Annotated in this window: 18 protein-coding genes; 17 read left to right on the top strand and 1 reads right to left on the bottom strand. The window is 32.5% G+C overall.

Translation table 11 applies throughout. The annotated features are described in order from the left end of the window. Positions 1 to 36 precede the first annotated feature (36 nt). The 8 genes from rfbB (at position 37) to DWZ69_RS03460 (ending at position 12,295) form a co-directional block, all read left to right on the top strand. Positions 37 to 1,056, top strand: a complete 1,020-nt coding sequence (gene rfbB / locus DWZ69_RS03495) for a dTDP-glucose 4,6-dehydratase (RefSeq protein WP_022164778.1) — start codon at positions 37 to 39, stop codon at positions 1,054 to 1,056. Positions 1,057 to 1,244: 188 nt separating this feature from the next. Next, complete coding sequence (locus DWZ69_RS03490; RefSeq protein WP_158561034.1) at positions 1,245 to 4,061, top strand: CDP-glycerol glycerophosphotransferase family protein; 2,817 nt, start codon at positions 1,245 to 1,247, stop codon at positions 4,059 to 4,061. Position 4,062: 1 nt separating this feature from the next. Continuing rightward, entirely contained in the window at positions 4,063 to 5,349 is a 1,287-nt protein-coding gene (locus DWZ69_RS03485) for an ATP-grasp domain-containing protein (RefSeq protein WP_117998693.1), read from the top strand. Between the two features lie 6 nt (positions 5,350 to 5,355). Continuing rightward, complete coding sequence (locus DWZ69_RS03480; RefSeq protein ID WP_117998692.1) at positions 5,356 to 6,450, top strand: DegT/DnrJ/EryC1/StrS family aminotransferase; 1,095 nt, start codon at positions 5,356 to 5,358, stop codon at positions 6,448 to 6,450. Next, the gene (locus tag DWZ69_RS03475) at positions 6,440 to 8,191 is read left to right on the top strand and encodes a glycosyltransferase family 2 protein (RefSeq protein ID WP_117998691.1); all 1,752 of its coding nucleotides are present in this window, start codon (positions 6,440 to 6,442) and stop codon (positions 8,189 to 8,191) included. The genes DWZ69_RS03480 and DWZ69_RS03475 overlap by 11 nt, the downstream gene beginning before the upstream one ends. A gap of 2 nt (positions 8,192 to 8,193) precedes the next feature. Next, positions 8,194 to 9,069, top strand: coding sequence for a glucose-1-phosphate thymidylyltransferase RfbA (gene rfbA, locus DWZ69_RS03470; RefSeq protein WP_117998690.1), 876 nt, complete (start codon positions 8,194 to 8,196; stop codon positions 9,067 to 9,069). Positions 9,070 to 9,444: 375 nt separating this feature from the next. Beyond that, positions 9,445 to 11,181 (top strand): proline--tRNA ligase, encoded by a 1,737-nt coding sequence (locus DWZ69_RS03465; protein ID WP_117998689.1) that lies wholly within the window; start codon positions 9,445 to 9,447, stop codon positions 11,179 to 11,181. Between the two features lie 295 nt (positions 11,182 to 11,476). Next, positions 11,477 to 12,295 (top strand): Cof-type HAD-IIB family hydrolase, encoded by an 819-nt coding sequence (locus DWZ69_RS03460; protein ID WP_117998731.1) that lies wholly within the window; start codon positions 11,477 to 11,479, stop codon positions 12,293 to 12,295. Between the two features lie 136 nt (positions 12,296 to 12,431). On the opposite strand, the gene DWZ69_RS03455 is transcribed toward DWZ69_RS03460, so the two are convergent. Beyond that, the gene (locus tag DWZ69_RS03455; RefSeq protein ID WP_117998688.1) at positions 12,432 to 12,983 is read right to left on the bottom strand and encodes a hypothetical protein; all 552 of its coding nucleotides are present in this window, start codon (positions 12,981 to 12,983) and stop codon (positions 12,432 to 12,434) included. Between the two features lie 188 nt (positions 12,984 to 13,171). Between DWZ69_RS03455 and DWZ69_RS03450 the strand changes: the two genes are divergently transcribed. From DWZ69_RS03450 to DWZ69_RS03410, 9 genes are all read left to right on the top strand, one after another. After that, a complete protein-coding gene (locus DWZ69_RS03450; RefSeq protein ID WP_117998687.1) occupies positions 13,172 to 13,588 on the top strand; it encodes a transcriptional repressor in 417 nt (138 codons plus the stop codon). 77 nt (positions 13,589 to 13,665) lie between these two features. Beyond that, positions 13,666 to 14,727 carry a metal ABC transporter substrate-binding protein gene (locus tag DWZ69_RS03445; protein ID WP_243002551.1) on the top strand — a complete coding sequence of 354 codons (1,062 nt, stop codon included), beginning with the start codon at positions 13,666 to 13,668 and terminating at the stop codon, positions 14,725 to 14,727. Between the two features lie 105 nt (positions 14,728 to 14,832). Then, a complete protein-coding gene (locus DWZ69_RS03440) occupies positions 14,833 to 15,537 on the top strand; it encodes an ABC transporter ATP-binding protein (RefSeq protein WP_117998685.1) in 705 nt (234 codons plus the stop codon). Continuing rightward, positions 15,530 to 16,339: a metal ABC transporter permease gene (locus DWZ69_RS03435; RefSeq protein ID WP_117998684.1), complete on the top strand. Its 810-nt coding sequence runs from the start codon at positions 15,530 to 15,532 to the stop codon at positions 16,337 to 16,339. Before DWZ69_RS03440 ends, DWZ69_RS03435 begins: the two co-directional genes overlap by 8 nt. 14 nt (positions 16,340 to 16,353) lie before the next feature. Beyond that, entirely contained in the window at positions 16,354 to 18,789 is a 2,436-nt protein-coding gene (locus tag DWZ69_RS03430) for a DUF4125 family protein (RefSeq protein ID WP_118436181.1), read from the top strand. Between the two features lie 149 nt (positions 18,790 to 18,938). Beyond that, on the top strand, positions 18,939 to 20,930 hold the full coding sequence (locus DWZ69_RS03425) for a YgiQ family radical SAM protein (protein ID WP_117998682.1): 1,992 nt from the start codon (positions 18,939 to 18,941) through the stop codon (positions 20,928 to 20,930). A gap of 195 nt (positions 20,931 to 21,125) precedes the next feature. Continuing rightward, on the top strand, positions 21,126 to 22,463 hold the full coding sequence (locus tag DWZ69_RS03420; RefSeq protein ID WP_158573356.1) for a leucine-rich repeat domain-containing protein: 1,338 nt from the start codon (positions 21,126 to 21,128) through the stop codon (positions 22,461 to 22,463). Between the two features lie 159 nt (positions 22,464 to 22,622). Next, a complete protein-coding gene (locus DWZ69_RS03415; RefSeq protein ID WP_117998681.1) occupies positions 22,623 to 23,060 on the top strand; it encodes a GatB/YqeY domain-containing protein in 438 nt (145 codons plus the stop codon). 34 nt (positions 23,061 to 23,094) lie between these two features. Then, the gene (locus DWZ69_RS03410; protein WP_118436177.1) at positions 23,095 to 23,520 is read left to right on the top strand and encodes a hypothetical protein; all 426 of its coding nucleotides are present in this window, start codon (positions 23,095 to 23,097) and stop codon (positions 23,518 to 23,520) included. Positions 23,521 to 23,551 lie beyond the last annotated feature (31 nt).

Raw genomic sequence — 23,551 nt, 5'->3', positions numbered from 1 at the left:
TTAAAGAGAAAATTATTATGTTTTGGAGGAAATAAAATGACAATTATTGTGACAGGTGGAGCAGGGTTCATTGGAAGTAATTTTATTTTTTATATGTTAAAAGAACATCCGGAAGATAGAATTGTTTGCGTAGACAAACTTACATATGCTGGAAATTTATCTACACTTGAACCGGTTATGGATAATCCTAATTTCCGTTTTTGTAAAATTGATATATGTGACAGGGAGGAGATTTATAAGCTATTTGAGGAAGAACATCCTGATATAGTTGTGAATTTCGCAGCAGAATCACATGTAGACCGTTCAATTGAAAATCCGGAAGTATTTTTAGATACAAATATTAAGGGAACAGCGGTAATGATGGATGCTTGTAGAAAGTATGGAATAAAGAGATATCATCAGGTAAGTACAGATGAAGTTTATGGAGATTTGCCATTAGACAGACCTGATTTATTTTTTACTGAAGAAACACCAATTCATACAAGTTCCCCATATAGTAGCTCTAAGGCTGCAGCGGATTTACTTGTTCTTGCATATCATAGAACATATGGACTTCCGGTGACAATTAGTCGTTGCTCTAATAACTATGGCCCATATCATTTTCCAGAAAAATTGATACCATTAATGATAGCAAATGCGTTGGCAGATAAACCTTTACCAGTATATGGTGAGGGATTAAATGTGCGTGATTGGTTATATGTTGAAGATCATTGTCGAGCAATTGATTTAATTATTAGAAATGGTAGAGTAGGCGAGGTTTACAATGTAGGTGGTCATAATGAAATGAAGAACATAGACATTGTAAAAATTATATGCAAGGAGCTTGGAAAACCTGAAAGCTTGATTACTTACGTTACAGATAGAAAAGGGCATGATATGCGCTATGCTATTGATCCAACAAAAATCCATAATGAATTAGGTTGGCTTCCTGAAACAAAATTTGAAGACGGAATTAAAAAGACTATTCAGTGGTATTTAGATAATAAGGAGTGGTGGAAGACAATTATTTCAGGTGAATATCAGAATTATTATAAAGAAATGTATGAGAATAGATAACATATAATAAGAAATATTAAAGGATTAGCGGATACTACAAAAGAATCTGCTAATCTTTTTGCCTTATAGGAGCGTTGGTCATAAACTGATATTGGTCATAGTATAATATACATCATTCATTGGGTTATAACCTGGCAACATTGTAAACAATGCTAAAATATGGTATAATTCATTGGATATGTGCTTATATGCGTATTAAAAAAGATAATAAAATAGAAGTGGGAAGAAGAATGATTAAGAGAGTAATTAAAAAGGTTTACTTAAAAATAATAAAAAGTAAATTTGGTAGAAAATTAAGAGAAAACTTGATGCCACACTTAGTAGCATACATTGAAAATGAAGATATTATTATTGAGAACAAAAATAGCAAGTATTCTCAATGGACATTTATTTGGGGAAAAGCTAACAATAAAGTCGAAAGTGAAAATGGTCAGGTAAGACTTAGTTTAAACAATAGCACTCTTAAATTAGTAAGAAACAATGATTTTAAAGCATTGGTTAATGGATATTCAAAAACAGCATCTTTTGAAGGTGAAGAATTAGATAATATAGAAGTAAAAGATGCAGTTTTAAAGATTAGTGGAAAAACATACAATAAAGCTGATGATGAATATGTTTTAATTGAATTTTCAACATTAGAAGATGCATTGGAAATTAATACAAAAATTTATGCGCTTGATAACAAATCAAATAACATTAAGTTCGTATTAGTAGATAAAGAGTATAATGTTATTTTTGATAAAGATTTAACTGGAAAAATAAATCTAGATAATTATGCTGAACTTTTTGAAGAATATGGTGAATTACAGGTTGTATGTATTGGAAATGGAATTTATTATCCTGTTAGCACAACATCCATAACAAATAATAAGATGTCTGTAAGAGAAGAGTTCTCGAAAATATATATTTCTTCAAATAATAACAATTATAAATTTGAACCAAGTAAATTAAAGGTGAAGATACAGAATATAAAGCCTGCATACAAATATATTGAAAGAATTTCATATGAGGCAAGTGATAACAAATTCATTATCAACTTCAACAAAGATGCAAAAAAATGCGACAAGTTTGTTTTGTACATTAAAGCATTAAAAACAAATGATAGAGAAAAAGTTGCAGAGTACAAAATAGGACAGCAAATAATAATTGATAATGTAAATGAATTCTTAAATAGAGAAATAAATTTAATAGACAGATATATATTTGAGTTTGAGATATATGGAAAAAATAGTAAGAAATTAGAAACAAACTGGTTAAAGTTAGTTCTACCTAAAACAAGAAATGTAGAAGATTACGTATTATCAGAAGCATATGGCAATGTTCTTACTTTTTTTGACAGACAGATTTTGTTAATTAGCAATAAAGATAATCAATATATTTATGGCGAAAAGTATGATTTTGATTTAGGTACAAATACCTTTACCTCTGATTGTAATGTAGAAGAGAAAAACGGAAACATTGTTTTGAATTTTAAGGTATGCTCACTATTATCAAAGATTCAAAGAATACATATCTATTTAACAGACAATTATTCAAAAAATAGTATACAAATTGATAATATAGCAATAGATAACCCTGAAAGAATTGTTGAGGGAAGTGTTATTATTGATATGGACAAGTTATTGCCATATTTGTATTATAATGCAAGATTAAACTTCAGATTGGGTGTAGAATACGTTGGTGGATTTAAGGAAACAGGATTTTTAGTTAAGAAATTCGCTGATTATTCAACAAAAGAAAGATATTTATATATTAAAGAATTAGATCAGGGATTAGTGATGGCGTTTTATTTAGGTGAAAATCAATATAACTTAAATATATACTATACGTCAAAGGACGAATGTGAAAAAGGAATTAGATTCCAAACAGGCAGAGAAAAGTATTTTGAAACTTTAAAGACAGAGGAAGTTGACGAAAAGCTGATTTTCTTTGAAGCAAATTTAGGAAAGAATTATACAGGAAATCCCAAATATTTATACGAATATATGATAAGTAATCCAAAGTATGATGGATATAAGTATGTATGGGCATATCCTGATACTGATAGCAAAAATATACCAGGCAATGTTACTTTGGTAGAAAGAGGAACTTCAGAATATTTCTATTATTTAGCAAAAGCAAAATATTGGGTAAATAACATATTGTTCCCTGTTAAAAAGAAAAGAGAAGAAACAATTTATCTTCAAACATGGCACGGCACACCACTTAAAAAATTGGGATTTGATATCGAATGCGAGGGACCTGAAAAACAGGCTTTTGGTAATTTGTATAAAGAAAGTCAGAATTGGGATTATTTCTTAGCAGACAATGACTATGGTGCTGAAAAGTTGGTTAATGCTTTTAGATTTAAGAAAACATTAATTAAGGAAGGATATCCTATAAATGATATCTTTTATAATGATAAGATAAAAGATGCTGCAGTAGAAAGACTGCATAAAGATTATCCGGCAATAGAAGGAAAGAAAGTAATTGTTTATGCACCAACATGGAGAGACTTACAGGGAGATTATGTAAGAGGTTATGACTTTGAATTACCATTTAATGTGGAACAGTTGTATGAAAAGTTTGGTGATGAATATGTAGTATTAGTGAAACTGCATCATTTAATTGCTGATAGCTTAGAAATAGATGATAAGTACAAAAACTTCTTATTAAATGTTAGTGGTGAAGAGGATATTATGCAATTGTTATGTATAGCTGATATTTTAATTACTGATTATTCAAGTGTATTCTATGATTTCGCCAGTGCAAAGAAACCTATCTTGTTCTATGCCTATGATTTAGATGAGTATATTAATGAAACAAGAGGGTTGTATGTGGGAATGGATACATTACCAGGACCAATATTGCAGGACAATGAAAGTTTAGTAAATGCAATTGAAAATATTGAACAATATGATTATGAACATGATAGTAAGTTACGTGATTTTTGTGATGAAATGGCAAAATATTGCGATGGACATTCATGTGAAAAAGTATTAAATATAGTTTTGAAAGAGGATTAAGATGATTAATGTTTTAGTGTTTCCATGTGGTTCTGAAATTGGCTTGGAAGTCCATAATGCTTTAAAATATGATAAACATATTAACCTGGTAGGGTTAAGTTCAGTTTCATCACATGGACGTGTGGTATACAAGAATTACATAGAAGGAATTTCCTTTATAACAAGTGATACTTTTATGGAAGAACTTAATAAAATAATAGAAGATAATAATATAGATGTGTTAATTCCTGCGTATGACGATGTAATATTATATTTATCAGAGCATAGAGATGAACTAAAGTGTAAACTTGCCACATCAAATAAGACAACTTGTGATATTGCAAGATCCAAGAGAAAAACTTATGAAGTTCTACAGGGAGAATGGTACATACCTGAGACATTTAAAGTGAGTCAGATAACAGAAAAGGATTTACCATTATTTGCAAAACCTGATATTGGTCAAGGATCACAGGGAATAATGCGAATAGAAAAAATGGAAGACTTGAACCAGCTAAAGGGAAAGGATGATGAATACATTATTTCTGAATTATTGCCGGGACAGGAGTATACCGTTGATTGTTTCACGAACCGTAAAGGAGAATTGGTTGTTGCATCAATGCGAATGCGAAAAAGAATAAAAACCGGTATTAGTGTAAATTCAGTAATTGTTGAACTACCGGCAGAAGTGAAACAAATAGCTGATGCAATCAATGAAAAAATTGTATTTGACGGCGTATGGTTCTTTCAGGTAAAACTAGACAGAAACGGTCATTATAAATTGCTTGAAATGGCACCAAGAGTAGCCGGAAGTATGTCTACAAGCCGAGTTAGAGGATTTAATTATATTTTAAATACTGTATATCAGCTTATGGGTTATGATATTAAAGCAATTGATAACTTATTAGATTATGCAGAAGTTGACCGAGCATTATCTAATAAATATGTATTGAATATTGATTATAATTATGTGTATATGGATTTTGATGATACGATAACTTATAAGCAGACTGTTAATACAGAAGTAATGGCATTTATTTATCAATGTTTAAATAAAAACAAAAAGATTAAGCTTTTAACACGTCATGCAGAAAATATTCACGAAAGTTTGCAGAAATATCATATAGATGAAACTATATTCGATGAAATAATTCATATAAAAGACGAAACATTAAAAAGCGAGTACATAAAACATAAAGATGCAATATTTATTGATGATGCATTTAGAGAGCGATATGATGTTTCAAAAAAATGTAAAATACCAGTTTTTGACTTAGACAGTGTGAGTGCTTTAATTGATTGGAGGTATTAATTAATCATGGAAAAGATATTTGTTACCAGACCGGCAATGCCTGAATATGAGGAATATGCAGAAGAAATAAAATCTATATGGGAAACAAAGCATATTACAAATTTCGGACCTAAGTATCATAAGTTTATAGACTTATTGAAGAAAAAATTTGACTATGAAAATATAGATTTACAGTGTAATGGGCATATGACTTTACAAAATATTTTGTCATGCATAGAGCCAGGGGAAGTGATTACAACTTCTTTTACATTTGTTTCTACGACATTAGCAATTGTAAATTCAGGTCATACACCTGTTTTTTGCGATATTACTAGGGAAGATTATAATATTGATGTTAATAAGATAGAAGAATTAATAACACCTAAAACTGTTGCAATCGTTCCTGTTCATGTATATGGTTCTCCATGTGATGTAGAAAAAATTCAGAAAATTGCAGACAAGTATAATCTAAAAGTGGTATATGATGCGGCGCATGCATTTAATGTTCAGGTGAATGGAACTGATATTGGAAAATTTGGAGATGCTTCTATGTTTAGCCTTCATGGAACAAAGGTATTTAATTCTGTTGAAGGTGGAATGGCTGTTTTGAAAACCAAGGAAATGTTGGATGAAATTGTTTCCAGATCTAATTTTGGTTTGTCAAATGGTGAAACAATTTATCAGGGAGTAAACTCAAAGATGAATGAGTTTGTTGCAGCAATGGGTGTTGTTAATATGGGACACCTTGAAGATAACATTGCAAAAAGAAAACATATTGTAGAAGTTTATGATAGAGAATTAGCTGAAGTAAAACAGCTTGTTCTACTTAAAAAGAAAGAGAATGTTAAGTATAATTATGGATATTATCCGATAGTTGTAGAGGGTGATGAGTATTCAGCCGATGAGTTAACTGAATATTTACAGAAATACGAAATTTACCCAAGAAGATATTTTTACCCGGCAATAAATGACATGCCGTTGTTTAAAGATTACAACGAAACACCTATTGCAAGGGAAATATCTAAGAAAATATTATGTATACCTCTATATGCTGATTTAGAAGAAGAACAGGCATTATTTATATGTAGTAAGATAAAGGAGTATTTTCAGAATGGAAAATAAAGTAACACTTTCGGTGGTAGTATTAAGCTATAATAATGAACAGTATTTGGAAGATTGCTTAAGCTCTATTGAAAGACAGGGAATTGATTCATATGAAGTATTTGTTATAGATGACTCAAGTACTGATAATTCAGTGGAAGTTATAAAAGAATATATTAAAGATAAGCCACAGTTTAATCTTATTGTAAAACCAAATTCAGGTGGTGCTATTTCTTCACAAATAGGGATAGCAAAAGCCAATGGTAAATATTTAGCATTAGTTGATTCTGATGATATAGTAGCAGATGGTGCATACAAAAAACTTATTGCCAGAATTGAACAGGATGGCTCAGATTTTGCATCAGGCTTACCAATGAAATTAACAAATGCATTTATGAATACTTTTTTAATTTCACCAGATGAAAATAATGTATTTGTAGAAAATAGAGTTCTTTCTACTGATGAAGAAATAGAAAATTTTACAAATCAGGTTTTTTATTGGAATGCTGTGTATAAAACAGATTTCTTGAGAAGTAACCATATAGAAATGCCAGCAAATCTTCTTATAGCTGATAGAATATTTGTGTATAAAGCAGCTATGAGAGCAAAAAAAATTAGTGTTTTGACAGATGTCGTATACTTTTGGAGAAAAAAGAAAAACGATGAAAAAATTTCATTAACAGACCAAACAGCAGAATATCATATGATATCAGATAGATGTGATTCATTTCAATCACAGATAAAGCTAAGTATACAGGATTTTGAGAAAAATCTTGATTATAATAAAGCTATATGGGAACATAGTGTAATTCGATTGTACTATCCGCTGTATAATCTTGCAGATGAAGAAAATGAAGAAAATACATATCAGGATTTTGTTGATGCCTGTAACCGTTACAGATTTTTCCTGATGCAGTATAAAGCGTTCTTTATACATTTACTGGGAAACTCTGATATGCCGGTTACTACAAAGTATATAACAGATAGAATTTTTGCAAAAAGATATAAGCAGATTTACAACTTTATTCGTGAAAAGAAATGGTTTACCGACTTGAATGTAAAGACACTTGAACCTTATGTATATAACAGTGTGTTGAGAAGTAACAGTATTTTGTCTGTAAAAGGCATTTCAAATGAAAATGATAGAATATATATTGATTTGCAAATTTATGTTGGATTAGAAGATAAAGAAAAAATCTCTGTTGAAAATGTATTTGTATATACCAGATATTTTAATCAGAAGAAGATAGAGTTGCCATATAATGAGGTGGATAGAAAGGTAGACATAACAGAGTTGCCTTGCTCAACATACGTTCTTAACACAATTTGTATAAAGGATGAAGAAAAAACTTATTACACTCCAAGACTGACAGAAGAACTTGCAAAAGTAACAACATTAACAGTTGGAGATAAGATTATTACTTTCAATTCAAGATATTCAATTCTGACTATTCAGCAAAAGAACAGATTTACTCTTTTGAAGGATGGAAACAAATATTTATTGGGAGTAAATAAGTCAGAAGATATAAAGAAATTATTTTTCTTCAATATTGAAAATAATAAAAAATATGATGTAACAAAGGAAGGAGATTTTTATACTTTTAGTAAGGAGAGTCTTCAGCCTGGAGATAATATTTTAATGTACGAAACTCAGGATGGTAATTATACTACAGTTAGAAAACAGGAAATGACAAATAGCAATTTGGATAAAGATTTGTTTGACGAAGTTATAATTAGCGGAAGAGTGGAAATTGAGGTGTAAATATGAAAGGTATAATTTTAGCAGGAGGAAGTGGTACAAGACTGTATCCATTAACAAGTGTTACAAGTAAACAATTGTTACCAATTTATGATAAGCCAATGATATATTATCCATTGTCAACATTGATGTTAGCTGGAATTAAGGATATTTTGATTATATCAACACCAGAGGATCTTCCTAATTTTGAAAAATTATTAGGTGATGGAAGTCAGTTCGGAATTAACTTATCATACAAAGTTCAACCATCACCGGATGGGTTGGCGCAAGCATTTATTATAGGTGAAGAATTCATTGGTAATGATAGTTGTGCTATGATTTTAGGGGATAATATTTTCTATGGTCATGGTCTGGTTAAAAGACTAAAGAAAGCATATGAAAATACTGGAAGAGCTACAATTTTTGGATATTTAGTTGATGATCCACAAAGATTTGGAATTGTTGAGTTTGATGATGATTTGAAGGTGGTTTCGTTAGAAGAAAAACCTGAAAATCCAAAGTCAAATTTTGCAATAACCGGCTTGTATTTCTATGATAATACTGTTGTAGAAAAAGCAAAGAGAGTTAAACCAAGTGCAAGAGGAGAATTGGAAATAACTGATCTTAATAAAATGTATTTAGAAGAAGATTTATTGGATGTAGAACTTTTAGGACGAGGTTTTGCATGGCTTGATACAGGTACAGTAAGTTCTCTTTTAGATGCAGGATTATTTGTAAAGCAGATAGAGAGCATACAGGGAATAATTGTATCATCACCGGAAGAAATTGCTTATAACAATGGTTGGATAAGTGATGAACAATTACAGAATGCAATTGAAAAATATGGAAAATCTCCATATGGTGCTCACTTGAAAAAAGTGTTAAACAAAGAAAAATTTTAATGTTGTAAAAGAGGGATAGAACTATATTCAATAGTTTTATCCCTTGTTTTGTTTACAAATTATAAATATGAAAAAGAGAAGAGGAACGGGAGATAACTTTATTAAAGTGGTGTAATTTGTTTGTAAAGTATATTTTTTATCTTTTTACAATTAATAGTATTTTTCTGATAGCAGGATATAGTCCACTTGGAAAATATTCTGTAGCATATGGTATGGTTCCGTTTATAAAAAATTATGTGAGTGGAAACAATATTGAAAAGTAAATAGTATCATAATAATACATAGTAATGTTGATTTTTTAGGTAATATATATTAAAATTATTTGGTTAGTGGGCTTATGTCTGCTAACCAAATTTTATTGTTAGGAGAAAAAAGATGAAATTATCAAAATTAGTGGGAGACAGATTTAAAGAAAGACCTGCGGGCTGCTTAATTGACAGTCATGCATTAATGGTAAGAGGTGGATATATTAAAAACGTAGCAAACGGTATTTACTCACAGTTCCCGCCGATGAAAAGAATTTCACAGAAAATAGAGGCAATTATCAGAGATGAAATGGACAAAATTGACGGACAGGAAGTTTTGTTCCCTGTTGCACTTCCAGGTTCACTTTGGGAAGAGTCAGGAAGATATGAAAGCGTTGGCTCAGAATTGTTAAGATTCACAGACAGAACAGGAAGCAAGATGGTTCTTGGTATGACTCATGAAGAGGCATCAGTTCAGTTAGTAAGAGAATATGCCAACAGTTATGCAAAATATCCATTTATGATTTACCAGATTCAGACAAAGTTTAGAGATGAAGCAAGACCTCGTGCAGGACTTATTCGTGTACGTGAATTTACAATGAAGGATGCTTATTCATTCCATACATCACAGGAAGATTTGGAACAGTATTATCAGAAGTGCTATGATGCATATAACAGAATTTTTGCAAGATGTGGTATTCCTGAAGTAGCTGTTGTAGCTTCAGATTCAGGTATGATGGGTGGTAGCCTTTCACATGAATATATGTTATTAACACCGGCTGGTGAAGATTCAATTGCTATTTGTCCTGAATGTGGATACAGTGCCAATGTTGAAGCAGCACCAAGTATCGTTCATAACGAAAACAAGCTTCCAAAAGAAGAAATGAGAGAAGTTGAAACACCAGGTGTGGGAACTATTGAAGATTTATGTGAATTCTTAAATATTCCTGCTGAAAATACCTGCAAGGCTGTAGTTTACCAGAAAAATGAAGATGACAGCTACATAGTTGCATTTATCAGAGGTGACTTAGACATAAATGAAACAAAATTGGTTAATGCATTAGGATGTGACATTCACCCTGCTGAAATCACAGCAGATTGTGAATTAAATGCAGGATTTATCGGACCTGTTGGTTTATCAGATAAGATTACAGTTTTATTTGACAATTCATTAAATGGTGTTGATAATTTTGCAACTGGTGCAAACAAAGTTGATAAGCATTATGTTGGATTTAACATTGAAAGAGATTATGGCGAAGTTGAATATTTAGACCTTGCAAAAATTACAGAAGGTGGAACTTGTCCTGAATGTGGCAAGCACACAATCACAATTTCAAGAGGTATTGAAGTTGGCAATATTTTCCAGCTGGGAACAAAGTATTCAAAGGCAATGAATTTCAAATATACAGATGAAAATGGTGAAGAAAAATATCCTATTATGGGATGTTATGGAATTGGTGTAGGTCGTATGGCAGCTTCAATTTGTGAAGTAAGACATGATGATTACGGTCCAATTTGGCCAATTACAATTGCCCCATGGCAGGTTCACCTTTGCTGCTTACGTTCAGATGATGCTGAATGTAAAGAATATGCTGATAAGTTATATGAAACATTACAGAACAAGGGAATTGAAGTAATCTATGATGATAGAAAAGCAAGACCTGGTGCAATGTTCGCTGATGCAGATTTACTTGGCGTACCTGTAAGAGTTGTTGTCAGCCCACGTAACTTAAAAGAAAATGCTGTTGAAATCTCAACAAGAGATAAGCAGATTGACAAGCAGAAGACACCAATGGACGATGCAGTTGCAGAAGTTGAAAGAATTATTAAGAAATTAACAGACGATATTTACGAGCATGTAAAATAATCGAAATGCTAAATAAATTAAATTTCAAAAAAATTAATTTTGGAATAAGATTCAAAACAGAATCTAAAACAAAGCTTTATAACAAAAATAAAAATAGAATTTAAAAAAGAACTTAAATTAAAAATCCTTAGGATTAATATTTCATTTATAAGAAGTATTTAATCTTAAGGATTTTTCACTGTTATAAGTGAAAATGAGCTACTTATATCGGGCTTTTTAGAGGAAGAATTTGTTGCTAAAATCTGTGACAAAATTGTATAATTATACAAGAATGGACAGAAAGGAGCAAACAATTATGCGTAAATATAAAATGATAGCCTTTGATATGGACGGCACGCTTCTTAACTCACAAAAGAAAGTACGAAAAGAAACTTTAGATGCAATCAATAAGGCTTTTGATGGGGGAAAAGAAGTTATTTTATGTACAGGTAGAGCGTTAGCTGAACTGGAAGAGTATATAGAATTAATTCCAAGAATGAGATATATGGTTATGACAAGTGGAGCAATTGTCTATGACATAAAAGAAAAGAAAGATATTTATGCAAATGAAATTTCAGTTGAGATAATGGACGAAATTTTAAATTACATTAAGGATAAAGACATTATGCCTCAAATGATTACAAAAGAATCCATTGTTCAGAAAAAAGATTATGAGCATATGGAAGATTTCCACATGGGAATATACAAGCCAATGTTCAATGAAGTGGCGGTGAAAGTAGAGAATATGCTTGATTTTTACAATGACAATAAACAACCGGTTGCAAAACTGAATCTTTACCATACAAGTAGTGAAGACAGAGAAGAAACAAGAAAAGCCATAGAAGGGTTGGACGTTGTGTTAGCAAATGCAGAGACAACTTCCCTTGAAGTTTCAGCTAAGAATACAACAAAAGGCTTGGGATTGCAGAAATTGTGCGAGCATCTTGGCATATCAATAGATGAAGCAATTGCTGTAGGCGATGCTGATAATGATTTAGATGTTTTAAAAAGAGCAGGCCTCTCAGTGGCAATGGGAAATGCTAATGACAATGTGAAAAAAATAGCAGATGTAGTAGTTGAAGACTGTGACCATGATGGTTGTGTGCAGGCAATTGAAAAATATCTGCTCCTTTAAGCTCTTTAATGCTTAGTAAAAATTGCGTGAGTGCTGAGAAACAAAGATTTGGAAATATAAAACCCCGTTAGTTGGATTTTTAATCTAACCATCGGGGCTTTATTTGAATTTGAGAAAAATCAAAGATAAATTTTTTCTAATAATGCTTGCCTGCCCATTTACCTTTTTTCTTGTTAGGGTTTGCCTTTTTGATTTTTTGAGTACCGGTTGTAATGGAACCTAAAAACATTGCTATTTTTGTCATGTTGTCTCTGTAAGCTTTTTTGGCATACATAAAATAAACGACAAATACGCAAGCAATGACTGCTATATTGGCACGTTGGTCTTTAAGACCGATAAATAAACCAATGATGGCAATGTAGCAAAGAATAATAGTAATATTAAAAACAGGAGACATACGAATAACTCCTTTAACAGATGTTTTGCCATCCTTTTCTACAATCTTTCCTGTAAAAACTTCTGTAATTGGTGCAAAAAAGTTTTTGTGCTCTACGCCATCTTCATAATATGCAACAATTTTTTTCTTATCACTGTTGTAGGATAAATGGATTCCTAACTGGTTTTTATCAAAATCACCCACATCCCATAGGGTATAAGCTTCATCGCCATCTTTGTAATAATTGGCTTTTTTCAAATTATTTTCCACTTTAGTAACAGGAAAATTTGAACTTAACCTTACAAATTTCATAGTTGTTGTCCTAGAATACTATTTTTAGTATTATTGTCCTTTCGTAAAATATAACAATATTATATTACAATATAAAACAAAATACAAAATGAAAATCTTTTTCAAATTCATTGACTTTTTATAGACTCAAGAGTAAAATAAAGAGGCTAAAATGAAAATAGTTTTCAAATTGGTAAAGGAGTGTTAATATGGCAGGAAAATATAAAACAAAACAACAATCTGCTATTTTAGATTGCTTGAAATTACAGGAAAAAGAATACGTAACAGTTACAGATATAGAAAAATATTTAAAAGATAAAGGTTGTGCTGTAGGGCTGACGACCATTTACCGACACTTGGACAAAATGGAAAAGGATGGCATTGTTGCAAGGATTAATGTGGAGAAGCAGCAGGGAGCCTGTTATCAGTATGTAGAAGAGGGCAAAAATCAGGATTGCTTCTATATTGAATGTGAGAAGTGTGGACAGGTTACGAAGATGTCATGTCATCATTTGGCAGAGTTATATAATCATGTGAATGCTGACCATCATTTTAATATTAATCCAAGAAAGACAGTGTTTTATGGTAAGTGCGACAAGTGCTGTATGAAGGATGAGGAAAACTAAATCGTATGAAAAGCAAGAAGGAGCATATACGAAGAATGGGGAAAACTAAATTGTATGAAAATCAAGAAGGAGCATATATGAAGTTAGTAAAAAAAATCGTGGACTTGGCTTTGATTTTTGTTTTGATGGTATCTATGGTTGGTTGCAACACCACAACTAATACTAAAGAAAACAAAAAGAATACCAAGTTAACAATAATGACTACATTGTTTCCGTATTATGACTTTGCAAGAGCCGTAATCGGAGATGTCAAAGATATAGATTTGGAACTTTTGGTTTCACCGGGGCAGGACGATCATTCTTTTGAACCTACGCCAAAAGATGTTGTGGCAATTAATAAGGCGGATTTGTTTATTTATAATGGTGGCTCAATAGAAAACTGGGTGGAAGAGGTGCTTAAATCTCTTGACAACAAGAATCAGACAGCGATGCGAATGATGGACTATATAGATGACCACAAGCTTTTAACAGAGGAAGAAAGTGAAGGAGTTTTTGCTGTAAATGAGCATGATCATGATGAACATTCTCATAGTGAAGAGGAGCATAACCACAGCGAAGATAACGAAGCTAATCATGATGAAGATGAACACAGCGAAGATGAACATAGCGAGGAATATGACGAGCATATTTGGACTTCACCTGTTCAGGCAGCTTTGCTCGTTCAGGCGATTTCTGATGAAATATGCAAGCTAGTGCCGGAGCATAAAGCTGAATTTCAGAATAATACGAAAGCTTACATTAAGAAGATTGAAAAAATAGATAAGGAATTTAGAGAAGTTGTTGCCGGTGCCAAGCATAAGGAAATAATTTTTGCAGATAAATTTCCACTGAAATATTTTGCCAAAGAATATGGTCTTAAATATTATGCAGCTTTTGCCGGCTGTAGTGGAGATACAGAACCTAGTGCCAAAACAGTAGCTTTTTTAATTGACAAGGTTAAGGCGGCAGATGTGAAAGGAATTTTTTATTTGGAACTAAGTAGTACTGCTATGGCAGATACTATTTGCGATGATACGGGAACTAAGAAATACCAGTTTAATTCATGCCACAATGTTACCTTTAATCAGTTTAAGAATGGCGTAACTTATGTAAGCTTAATGGAAGAAAATGTTAAGGTGCTTAAAAAAGCGTTGAATTAAGTAAAAATAAGCAGTTCAGGAAAACATTGAGTTAAGCAAATGTAAAGGTAGCAAAGAAACTATTGAATTAATTAACCTTTATTCATATCAAAATGGAGAGAAACAATGATTTTACAGTTTAAAGATGTAGTGTTAGGCTACGAAAACAAAACAGTGGCAAAGGACATTAATTTTGAAATAAAGAAAGGGGACTACCTATGTATTGTTGGTGAAAACGGTGCAGGAAAGAGTACCCTTGTAAAAACTTTACTAGGATTAATTAAGCCGTTGTTAGGAAAGATTACAATTAATTTGGACAAGAGTAAAAAAGGAATAGGATATTTACCACAGCAGACTGTAGCCCAAAAAGATTTCCCGGCAAGTGTTATGGAAGTTGTGTTGTCAGGCTTTTTAAATAGCGGGCATAAAAGTCCTTTTTATTCAAAGAAGGAAAAGGCAGAAGCGCTGTCTAACATGGACAAATTAGGAATCGCTCGTTTGAAAAAAAGATGCTACAGAGAATTGTCAGGTGGTCAGCAGCAAAGAGTATTGTTGGCAAGAGCATTGTGCGCAACAGACAATCTTTTAATATTGGATGAGCCGGTGACAGGTCTTGATCCAAGTGCGTCAATTGATTTGTACGATGAAATCAAGAAGTTGAACAATGAAGGAGTAACTATTATAATGGTTACTCATGACATAAAAAATGCCCTTAATTATGCATCACATATTTTGCATTTAGAACAGGGCAAGGAATTTTTTGGAACTGTCAAAGAATACAAAAAGTCAAAAATATCGGATTCTTTTTTAGGAGGTGGACAGAATGATTAGTGAAATGTTATCTTATGATTTTATTCAGAGAGCATTTTTAGGTGGCGTTTTAGTTTCATTATGTGCAGCTCTTTTGGGAGTTAGTCTGGTGTTGAAAAGATATTCAATGATTGGTGACGGCTTATCTCATGTATCTTTTGGAGCATTATCAATTGCCATTGCCTGTGGGATTGCACCACTTAAATTTGCTATTCCTGTAGTAATTGTTGCAGCATTTTTGCTCTTAAGATTAGCAGAAAACGGCAAAATGAGAAGTGATGCGGCGATTGCCATGGTATCGGCTTCGTCACTTGCAATTGGTGTAATCGTAACATCACTTACAACAGGATTAAGCACAGATATTTACAGTTATATGTTTGGTAGCATTTTAGCAATGTCAAAAGATGATGTTGTAGTAAGCGGCTTATTATCAGTAATCGTAATAATAATGTTTGTGGCATGCTATCACAAGATTTTTGCTGTAACCTTTGACGAAAACTTTTCAAAAGCCACAGGTGTAAAAGTTGGAATGTATAATACATTGATTTCTATATTCACAGCTATTACTATAGTAGTAGGAATTAAAATGATGGGGGCAATGCTTATATCAAGTTTAATTGTATTTCCATCATTAACATCAATGAGAATTTTTAAAAGTTTTAAATCAGTAACTATCTGTTCGGCAATTTTGTCAGTAGTGAATTTTACAATTGGACTTATATGTTCCTACGGATTTTCAATACCGGCAGGTGCAAGCGTTGTAGTTGCTAATTTGATTATGTATATTATTTTTGCAATAGTTGCAAAAGTGAAAACAATGTAGTTGGAGGAAAACAAATGGATATTAATAGATTTCTTGAAGAACTTGACCGACTATTTGAAGAAAAAAATATAAATGATGTTGAGCCTTTTTTGCGCATAAGCATGGACAAGGCTACAGAAGAAGAAGACAAGTCAGCCCAGTTTACTATTTTAAATGAAATGATGGGATTTTATAGGGATACAAGTGAATATGACAAGTCCATAAAGGCGTGCCAGCAATGCATTGGTCTTATGAAAGAAATGAATATTGAGGGAACAGTGGATTATGCCACAGCTCTTCAAAATATTGCAAACGCTCATAGGGCAGCAGGTTTGCTTGAAGAGTCTCTTAATTATTACATGGAGACTTTTGCAATTTATGAAGAAAATATTGAGCCTGGAGATTATCGTTTCGCAAGTTTAAATAACAATATAGCACTGCTTTATCAGGAAATGGGAAACTACGAGAAGGCCGCCCAGCATTTGAAAAAGGCGTTAGCCATTATAGAAAAAATTCCAGGAGCAGAAATTGAAGTTGCCACAACATTGTCTAATCTTGGGGCTTCATTGCTTGAAATAGAAGAAATACAGGAAGCTGAAGAATGTTTAAATAAGGCGTTGGAGATTTTTAAGGAAGACACAGTTAAGAATTTTCATTATAGTGCCGCATTATCTGCAATGGCAGCAGTCAAATGTAAGAAGGAAGATTATGCCGGCGCAATTAAGTTGTATGAAGAAGCATTGCCTGAAATAGAAATAAATATGGGCCAAGGCAGTGCCTATGAAATAACAAAGGATAACCTTGAAAAAGCAAAAGAAGCTTACGAAAAACAGCAGGCAGAAAAAACAGAAAAGTTGCAGGAAAATCCTGAGGAAATAAAACAGGAAGAAATTAATGATAAAAAAGAAAAGATAGAGAAAGAAAATCTTTCAGGTCTGCAGCTGGCGAAAAAGTTTTATGAAGAAGTGGGAGCTAAAATGATACACGAAAAGTTCCCTGAATATGAGGATAAAATAGCAGTTGGTTTTGTTGGTGAAGGCTCAGAAAGATTCGGCTTTGATGACCAATATTCAATTGACCATGATTTTGGACCGGGCTTTTGTATGTGGGTTACAAAAACTGTTTATAGTGAAATTGGTGAGCAGTTACAGGAAGAATATGATAAGTTACCAACAACATATATGGGAATTACTAGAATTAACACTCTTATGGCACAGGGAAGAGTGGGAGTACAGCTAATTGGTGATTTCTATGAAAAGTATACAGGCTTTAGACAAAGCCCTGAAAAGGTGGAAGATTGGATTAACATAGACGATTATAAGCTTGCCACAGTAACAAACGGCGAAGTGTTTAGAGATGATTTAGGAATTTTTACAGATATAAGAAATCATTTTATGATGCAGCCTGAAAAAGCAAGACTTGTAAAACTTGCAAGAGAAATATCTGCAATGGCACAGACAGGTCAGGTAAATTATGGTAGATCCATGGGACGAAAGGACTATGTAACTGCGACTTTGTGCATTGGACAGTTTATGGAGCATGCAATGAAATGTCTTTACATTATTAATAAAAAGTATGCACCATATTACAAATGGCTTTTTAAAGGAATAGAAAAATTATCTATTTTACCTGAGCTTGCAATAATGATTAATGATTTGGCAAGATTGCCGGATCAAAGGGAAATGTGGAATGAATATCAATACAACAATACTTCAGTAAATGAAAATGATCAGAAGGCTGTTGTAATTGAACAGATAGCAAGACTTATTATTAACGAACTGAAATCTCAGAAAATAATAGTAAGTGTTAATTCAAATTTCCTAAATGATTATGTTTTATTAATAATGGAAAAAGCAAATTACAACAGAGGAGAATTAATTGACGAAATAATTCATCTGGAATTTGAGGCTTTTGACAAAGTTCAAAATGTGGGTGGAAGAGCAGAATGTCAGAATAATTGGCCATATTTTTATTTGATGAGAAAAAGCCAGTATTTAACATGGACTGATGACATGCTTTTGTGTATTAGAGATTTGTGGCTGGAAAACAAGCAAAAAGGTTGGAACATGATTACCGAGAAATATGGCAGAATGATGGAAAGCACAAGCCCTGAAGAATACAAGGAGCTTGCTAAATACTTTCCTGAAAAGTCAGACAAAACAAGAGCCATAGTAGCCCAAATTGCTGAAATACAGGTTCAGTGGATGGAAGATTTTGCGAAAGAATATCCAAAACTTGCATCACAGGCAAGAAACATTACAAGTGAGACAGACTCTGTATATGACACAAGTTATGAAACATATTTAAAAGGAGAATTACTCACATATTCAGATACGCTACTTAAGATGTACGCTGAGTTTATAATTGACTTGTATAACAGAAATGAAAACCTTGCAAAATTAACCATAGAGAATACAGCTAAATTGCAAGGCTATGATAGTTTAAGAAAGGCTGAAGAAAGCCTTAAATAAATTTGAGTTTTTAAAGGAATTGAAACTGCAAACTGCATATGGTCAGGAGTGTTTTTTGTAATTGTTAATAGGATATTATAGAGAAATACTGAGGACAAAAATAACGAAAATCATGTCAGTTTATGGCATATAGATGAATGGAGAGTATTATGGGATTTTTACCGATTTCTAAAAAGGATATGAAGGAACAGGGTATAGAGCAACTGGATTTTGTATTTGTAATTGGAGACGCTTATGTAGACCATCCTTCTTTTGGACACGCAATAATCAGTCGTGTGTTACAGGCACATGGATATACAGTTGGTATTATTTCACAGCCTGACTGGAAAGATGACGATAGCATTAATATATTGGGAGAACCAAGACTAGCCTTTTTGGTAATGGGTGGAAACATGGACTCTATGGTAAACCATTACTATGTATCGAAGAAAAGAAGAGACAGTGATGCCTACACTCCGGGCGGTGTTATAGGAAAACGTCCTGACCATGCGGTTGTGGCATACTGCAATCTTATAAGACATACCCATAAGGAGACACCTATTATTATAGGTGGTATTGAAGCCAGCCTTAGAAGAATGGCTCATTATGATTATTGGAGCAACAGTTTTAAAAGGTCTATTTTACTGGATGCACAGGCAAATCTTATTTCATATGGTATGGGTGAAAAGTCAATTGTTGAAATAGCAGATGCATTAAATAGTGGCATGGATGTAAAAGACATAACTTATATTCCGGGAACAGTTTACAAGACAAAGGATTTGTCGCTGGCATATGATCCAATTGTACTGCCGGCTTATGAAGACATGAAAGCAGACAAGTTAAAGTATGCCGACAGCTTTAGAGTTCAAAGTGAAAACACAGATCCTTTTAACGGTAAAACATTAGTGGAACCATATCCTAACGGTATGTATGTGGTTCAGAATCCACCACAGATGCCATTAACAAAAATGGAAATGGATGATGTGTATGATTTACCATACGAAAGAACTTATCATCCATCTTATGAGAAAGACGGCGGAGTGCCGGCAATTGCGGAGATACAGTTTTCGTTAATTAGTTGTAGAGGCTGTTTTGGTGCCTGTAGTTTTTGCGCTCTTACGTTCCATCAGGGACGAATTATACAAACAAGAAGTCCTGAATCAATCATAAAAGAAGCAAAGAAAATTATAGAAATGCCTAATTTTAAAGGCTACATTCATGATGTAGGCGGTCCAACAGCCAACTTCTATCATCCTGCTTGTAAAAAGCAGTTAAAGCATGGTGTATGTAAACACAAGCAGTGCCTATGGCCAAAACCATGCGAAAATCTGGACACAGATCACAGCGAATACTTAAAACTTTTGCGTAAGCTTAGAGAACTGCCAAAGGTGAAGAAGGTGTTTGTCCGTTCAGGTATAAGATTTGACTATATTATGGCAGACAAGGATAAGAACAGTACATTCTTTAAGGAATTGGTTCAATATCATATTAGTGGACAGTTAAAGGTTGCACCGGAACACATTTCTGATAAGGTACTTTCATATATGGGAAAGCCTGAAAATTGTGTTTATGAAAGCTTTATAGATAAGTATTATAAATTAAACGAAAAAGCAGGAAAAAAACAGTTTGTTGTTCCATATTTAATGAGTTCACATCCAGGTTCTGATATGAAAGAGGCGGTAAAACTTGCAGAATATCTTAGAGATATTGGTTACAACCCGCAGCAGGTACAGGATTTTTATCCAACACCGTCCACAATGTCAACAGTAATGTACTACACAGGAGTTGACCCAAGAACAATGAAACCGGTATACACACCTAAGAATCCACATGAGAAGGCAATGCAAAGGGCATTAATGCAGTATAGAAATCCAGCCAATTATGAATTGGTAAAGGAAGCATTGCATATTGCAGGACGTGAAGACTTAATCGGCTTTGGACCTGAATGCCTGATAAAACCTAGACAGTTTAAGAAAGACAGGGAGCGCTATCAAAACTACAAAGGAAAAAACAATTCAGGCAAAAAAGATAACAAGAAGAGTTTCGGCAAGAATGGCTCTGTTAAAAATGGTTCTGGTAAGAATTCAGGAAAACATCCTGAAAGAAACCAAGGCAGAAATGCAAAAACAAAGAACTCAAAGAAGCAAAATAGAAAAAGATAATAAAAAGTCTCGTAGCAGATGTGAAAACATTTGTTACGAGACTTTTTATAAAAATAGGATAAAAAAGTGTCGTTCATTCCAAAAAAAGTACCGTTTATCGCAAAAGTAAAAAAATAGCTGAAAAGTATGATATGATGCATACAAGGAGGATACAAATAAATGAGTACTAAAAGAAAGAACAGGAGGACAACTATTATGAAGAGAATAATATCATTTTTGCTTATATGTTCATTATTATTAATTCCGAACACATATACAAAAGCAGATGGCAAAGTACAGTCGTATGGAGATTTTGAATATGAAATATCCACTAATAACAATAAAGAGAAGGAAGTTGTGATTTGTGGGTATACAGGAACAAATGAAATAGTAGATATTCCGGAAACAATAGCAGGAGAAAAGGTTGTAAGTATATATAAACTTGATGGCAGTAATACGAAAATTACAAATATAAGATTATCTAAATATGTAGAAAGAGTTAGCAGTTCACTGCCAACTGAAAGTTACGAGGTAGTGGAAGACAATCCTACTTTTGCTGCAGAAAATGGTGTTTTATTTAACAAGGACAAAACAAAATTGTTAATATATCCTACGGAAAAAAAGGATGAGAAATATGTCGAACCTGCCAGTGTTATCAAAAGTGAAGGCGCAAACAACAATAAATATGTAAAACAATGGACTTTTTCAAGTAATAAGGAAAATAAAGTAATAAAAGATTTTGCATATTCCGGTTGTCAGAACTTAGAGAAAATTGTAATTCCATCAAATATAGTAATTTTGGGAGAATTTAGTTTTGCTCAGTGTAAAAAATTAAAAACAATTGTTTGGAACAAAACATTGCAACAAATAGGTAACACAGCTTTTTTTGAGTGCAGTAGTCTTGAAAACGTAAAAATTCCAGATACTGTTTTTTACATAGGCATCAGTGCATTTTCTAAATGTAATATCAAAAACTTAAAACTTTCTAAACGATTAAAGTATATTGAATCTTTTGCATTTTCGGATAACAGTATGCTGAAGAAAGTTGAAATTCCGAATACAGTTGTAAAGATGAGAAAAAATGCATTTCCTAAAACAACAAAAATTAAGAAGGCTTCATACTTAAGTCCTGTTGCAGATAAGGATTATTATTGTGCAAAAGCCACAGTGACAACTACAGTAAAGAATAAAAAGAAAAAGAGAGTTTACAAAGAAGAAAAGATTACCAAAATAAAAGGAAAGAAGAAACAGACTTTACAAAAAGGAAAGTCTGTCAGCTTAAAAACTCAGGTGTACATTAACAAAAAACTAATAAAGAACGGAGCGTTAGGCACAAACATATTAAGTTTTAAATCTTCTAATCCTAAAATCGCAACTGTTTCTTCTAAAGGAAAGGTAAAAGCCAAAAAGAGAGGTGTCGCAACAATTTATGTAACACTTATGACAAAGCCTGAAAGTTACGAATATAAAGGGATTAGTGAAGATGGCACTATCATAGTAGGAAAAATAAAAGAAGCAAAAAAATCATATAAAGTTGTGATAAAAGTAAAATAAGAATATTAAAAAGTCAGGAATAAGTGACGTAGCTGTAAGTTCAAAAATGGGCTTGCAGCTATTTATTATTACATAATCATGTTCCATAAATGGACTTTTCTAACTAAATATAGTACACTTAAAGGTGGAAATTTTAAAATTATCAGGGAGGATTAGAAAATGGATATTAAGACATTACAAAAAGATATGATCGCAGCAATGAAGGCAAGAGATAAGGCAAGAAAAGAATCAATTTCAGCACTTATTCAGGCAGTAAAGAAAACAGCAATTGATGCAGGTTGTAGAGATGATATTCCTGAAGAAATGGTTAATAAAGTAATTTTAAAAGAATTAAAAACAGTTAGAGAACAGATAGATACATGTCCTGCTGACAGAACAGATTTAAAGGAAGAGTATCAGGCAAGATATGACGTATTTAACGAGTATGCACCAAAGCTAATGAGTGAGGCAGAGGTTGAAGCGGAACTAAAGGAAAAATACGCAGATGTTTTAGCAACTAAGAATAAAGGTCAGATTATGAAAACTGTTATGCCTGCATTTAAAGGACGTGCAGATGGAAAGGTTATTAATCAGTTAGTAGCAAAACTTTGCCAGTAATTAATTTTTCGGAAAAATAATTAGGGAGATACATATGAAAAAAGTAACGATAAAAAAAGTAACAGCTTTTTTTATCGCAGGAACTATGCTAATCACAGTAGTACCAAGTCATAATAAAGTAACTGCAGAGGCGAAAGTTAATTCAATTAATTATGATTTCTTAAATAATGAACCGGGAATGGCTAGTGGAAAAATCACAATATCCACAACCACTCCGGGAGATTATCAACTATATTGGGCTGATGACAAGGGCAAACCACAGGAAATAATAAAAATAAACAAAACAAAAATTACCAAAATTGGAAAGTCTAAAAAGATTTACAAAAAGTCTAAAAAATATAAAACACAAATAAAATATAAAAAATACCAAACGCTTATAAATATGAAATTCAGTATGGAAATGACAAAAAATTTAAAGCGACAAAAACAAAAAGAACAAAAAATACTAAATACACAATAAGTAAGTTGAAAAATAAGAAAACTTATTATAT

Origin of the sequence: Eubacterium sp. AF34-35BH (assembly GCF_003477765.1) — a bacterium.
GTDB lineage: Bacteria > Bacillota > Clostridia > Lachnospirales > Lachnospiraceae > Eubacterium_G.
The sequence above is the reverse complement of the archived record's forward strand: the minus strand, read 5'-3'. Positions and strand labels throughout refer to the sequence as shown.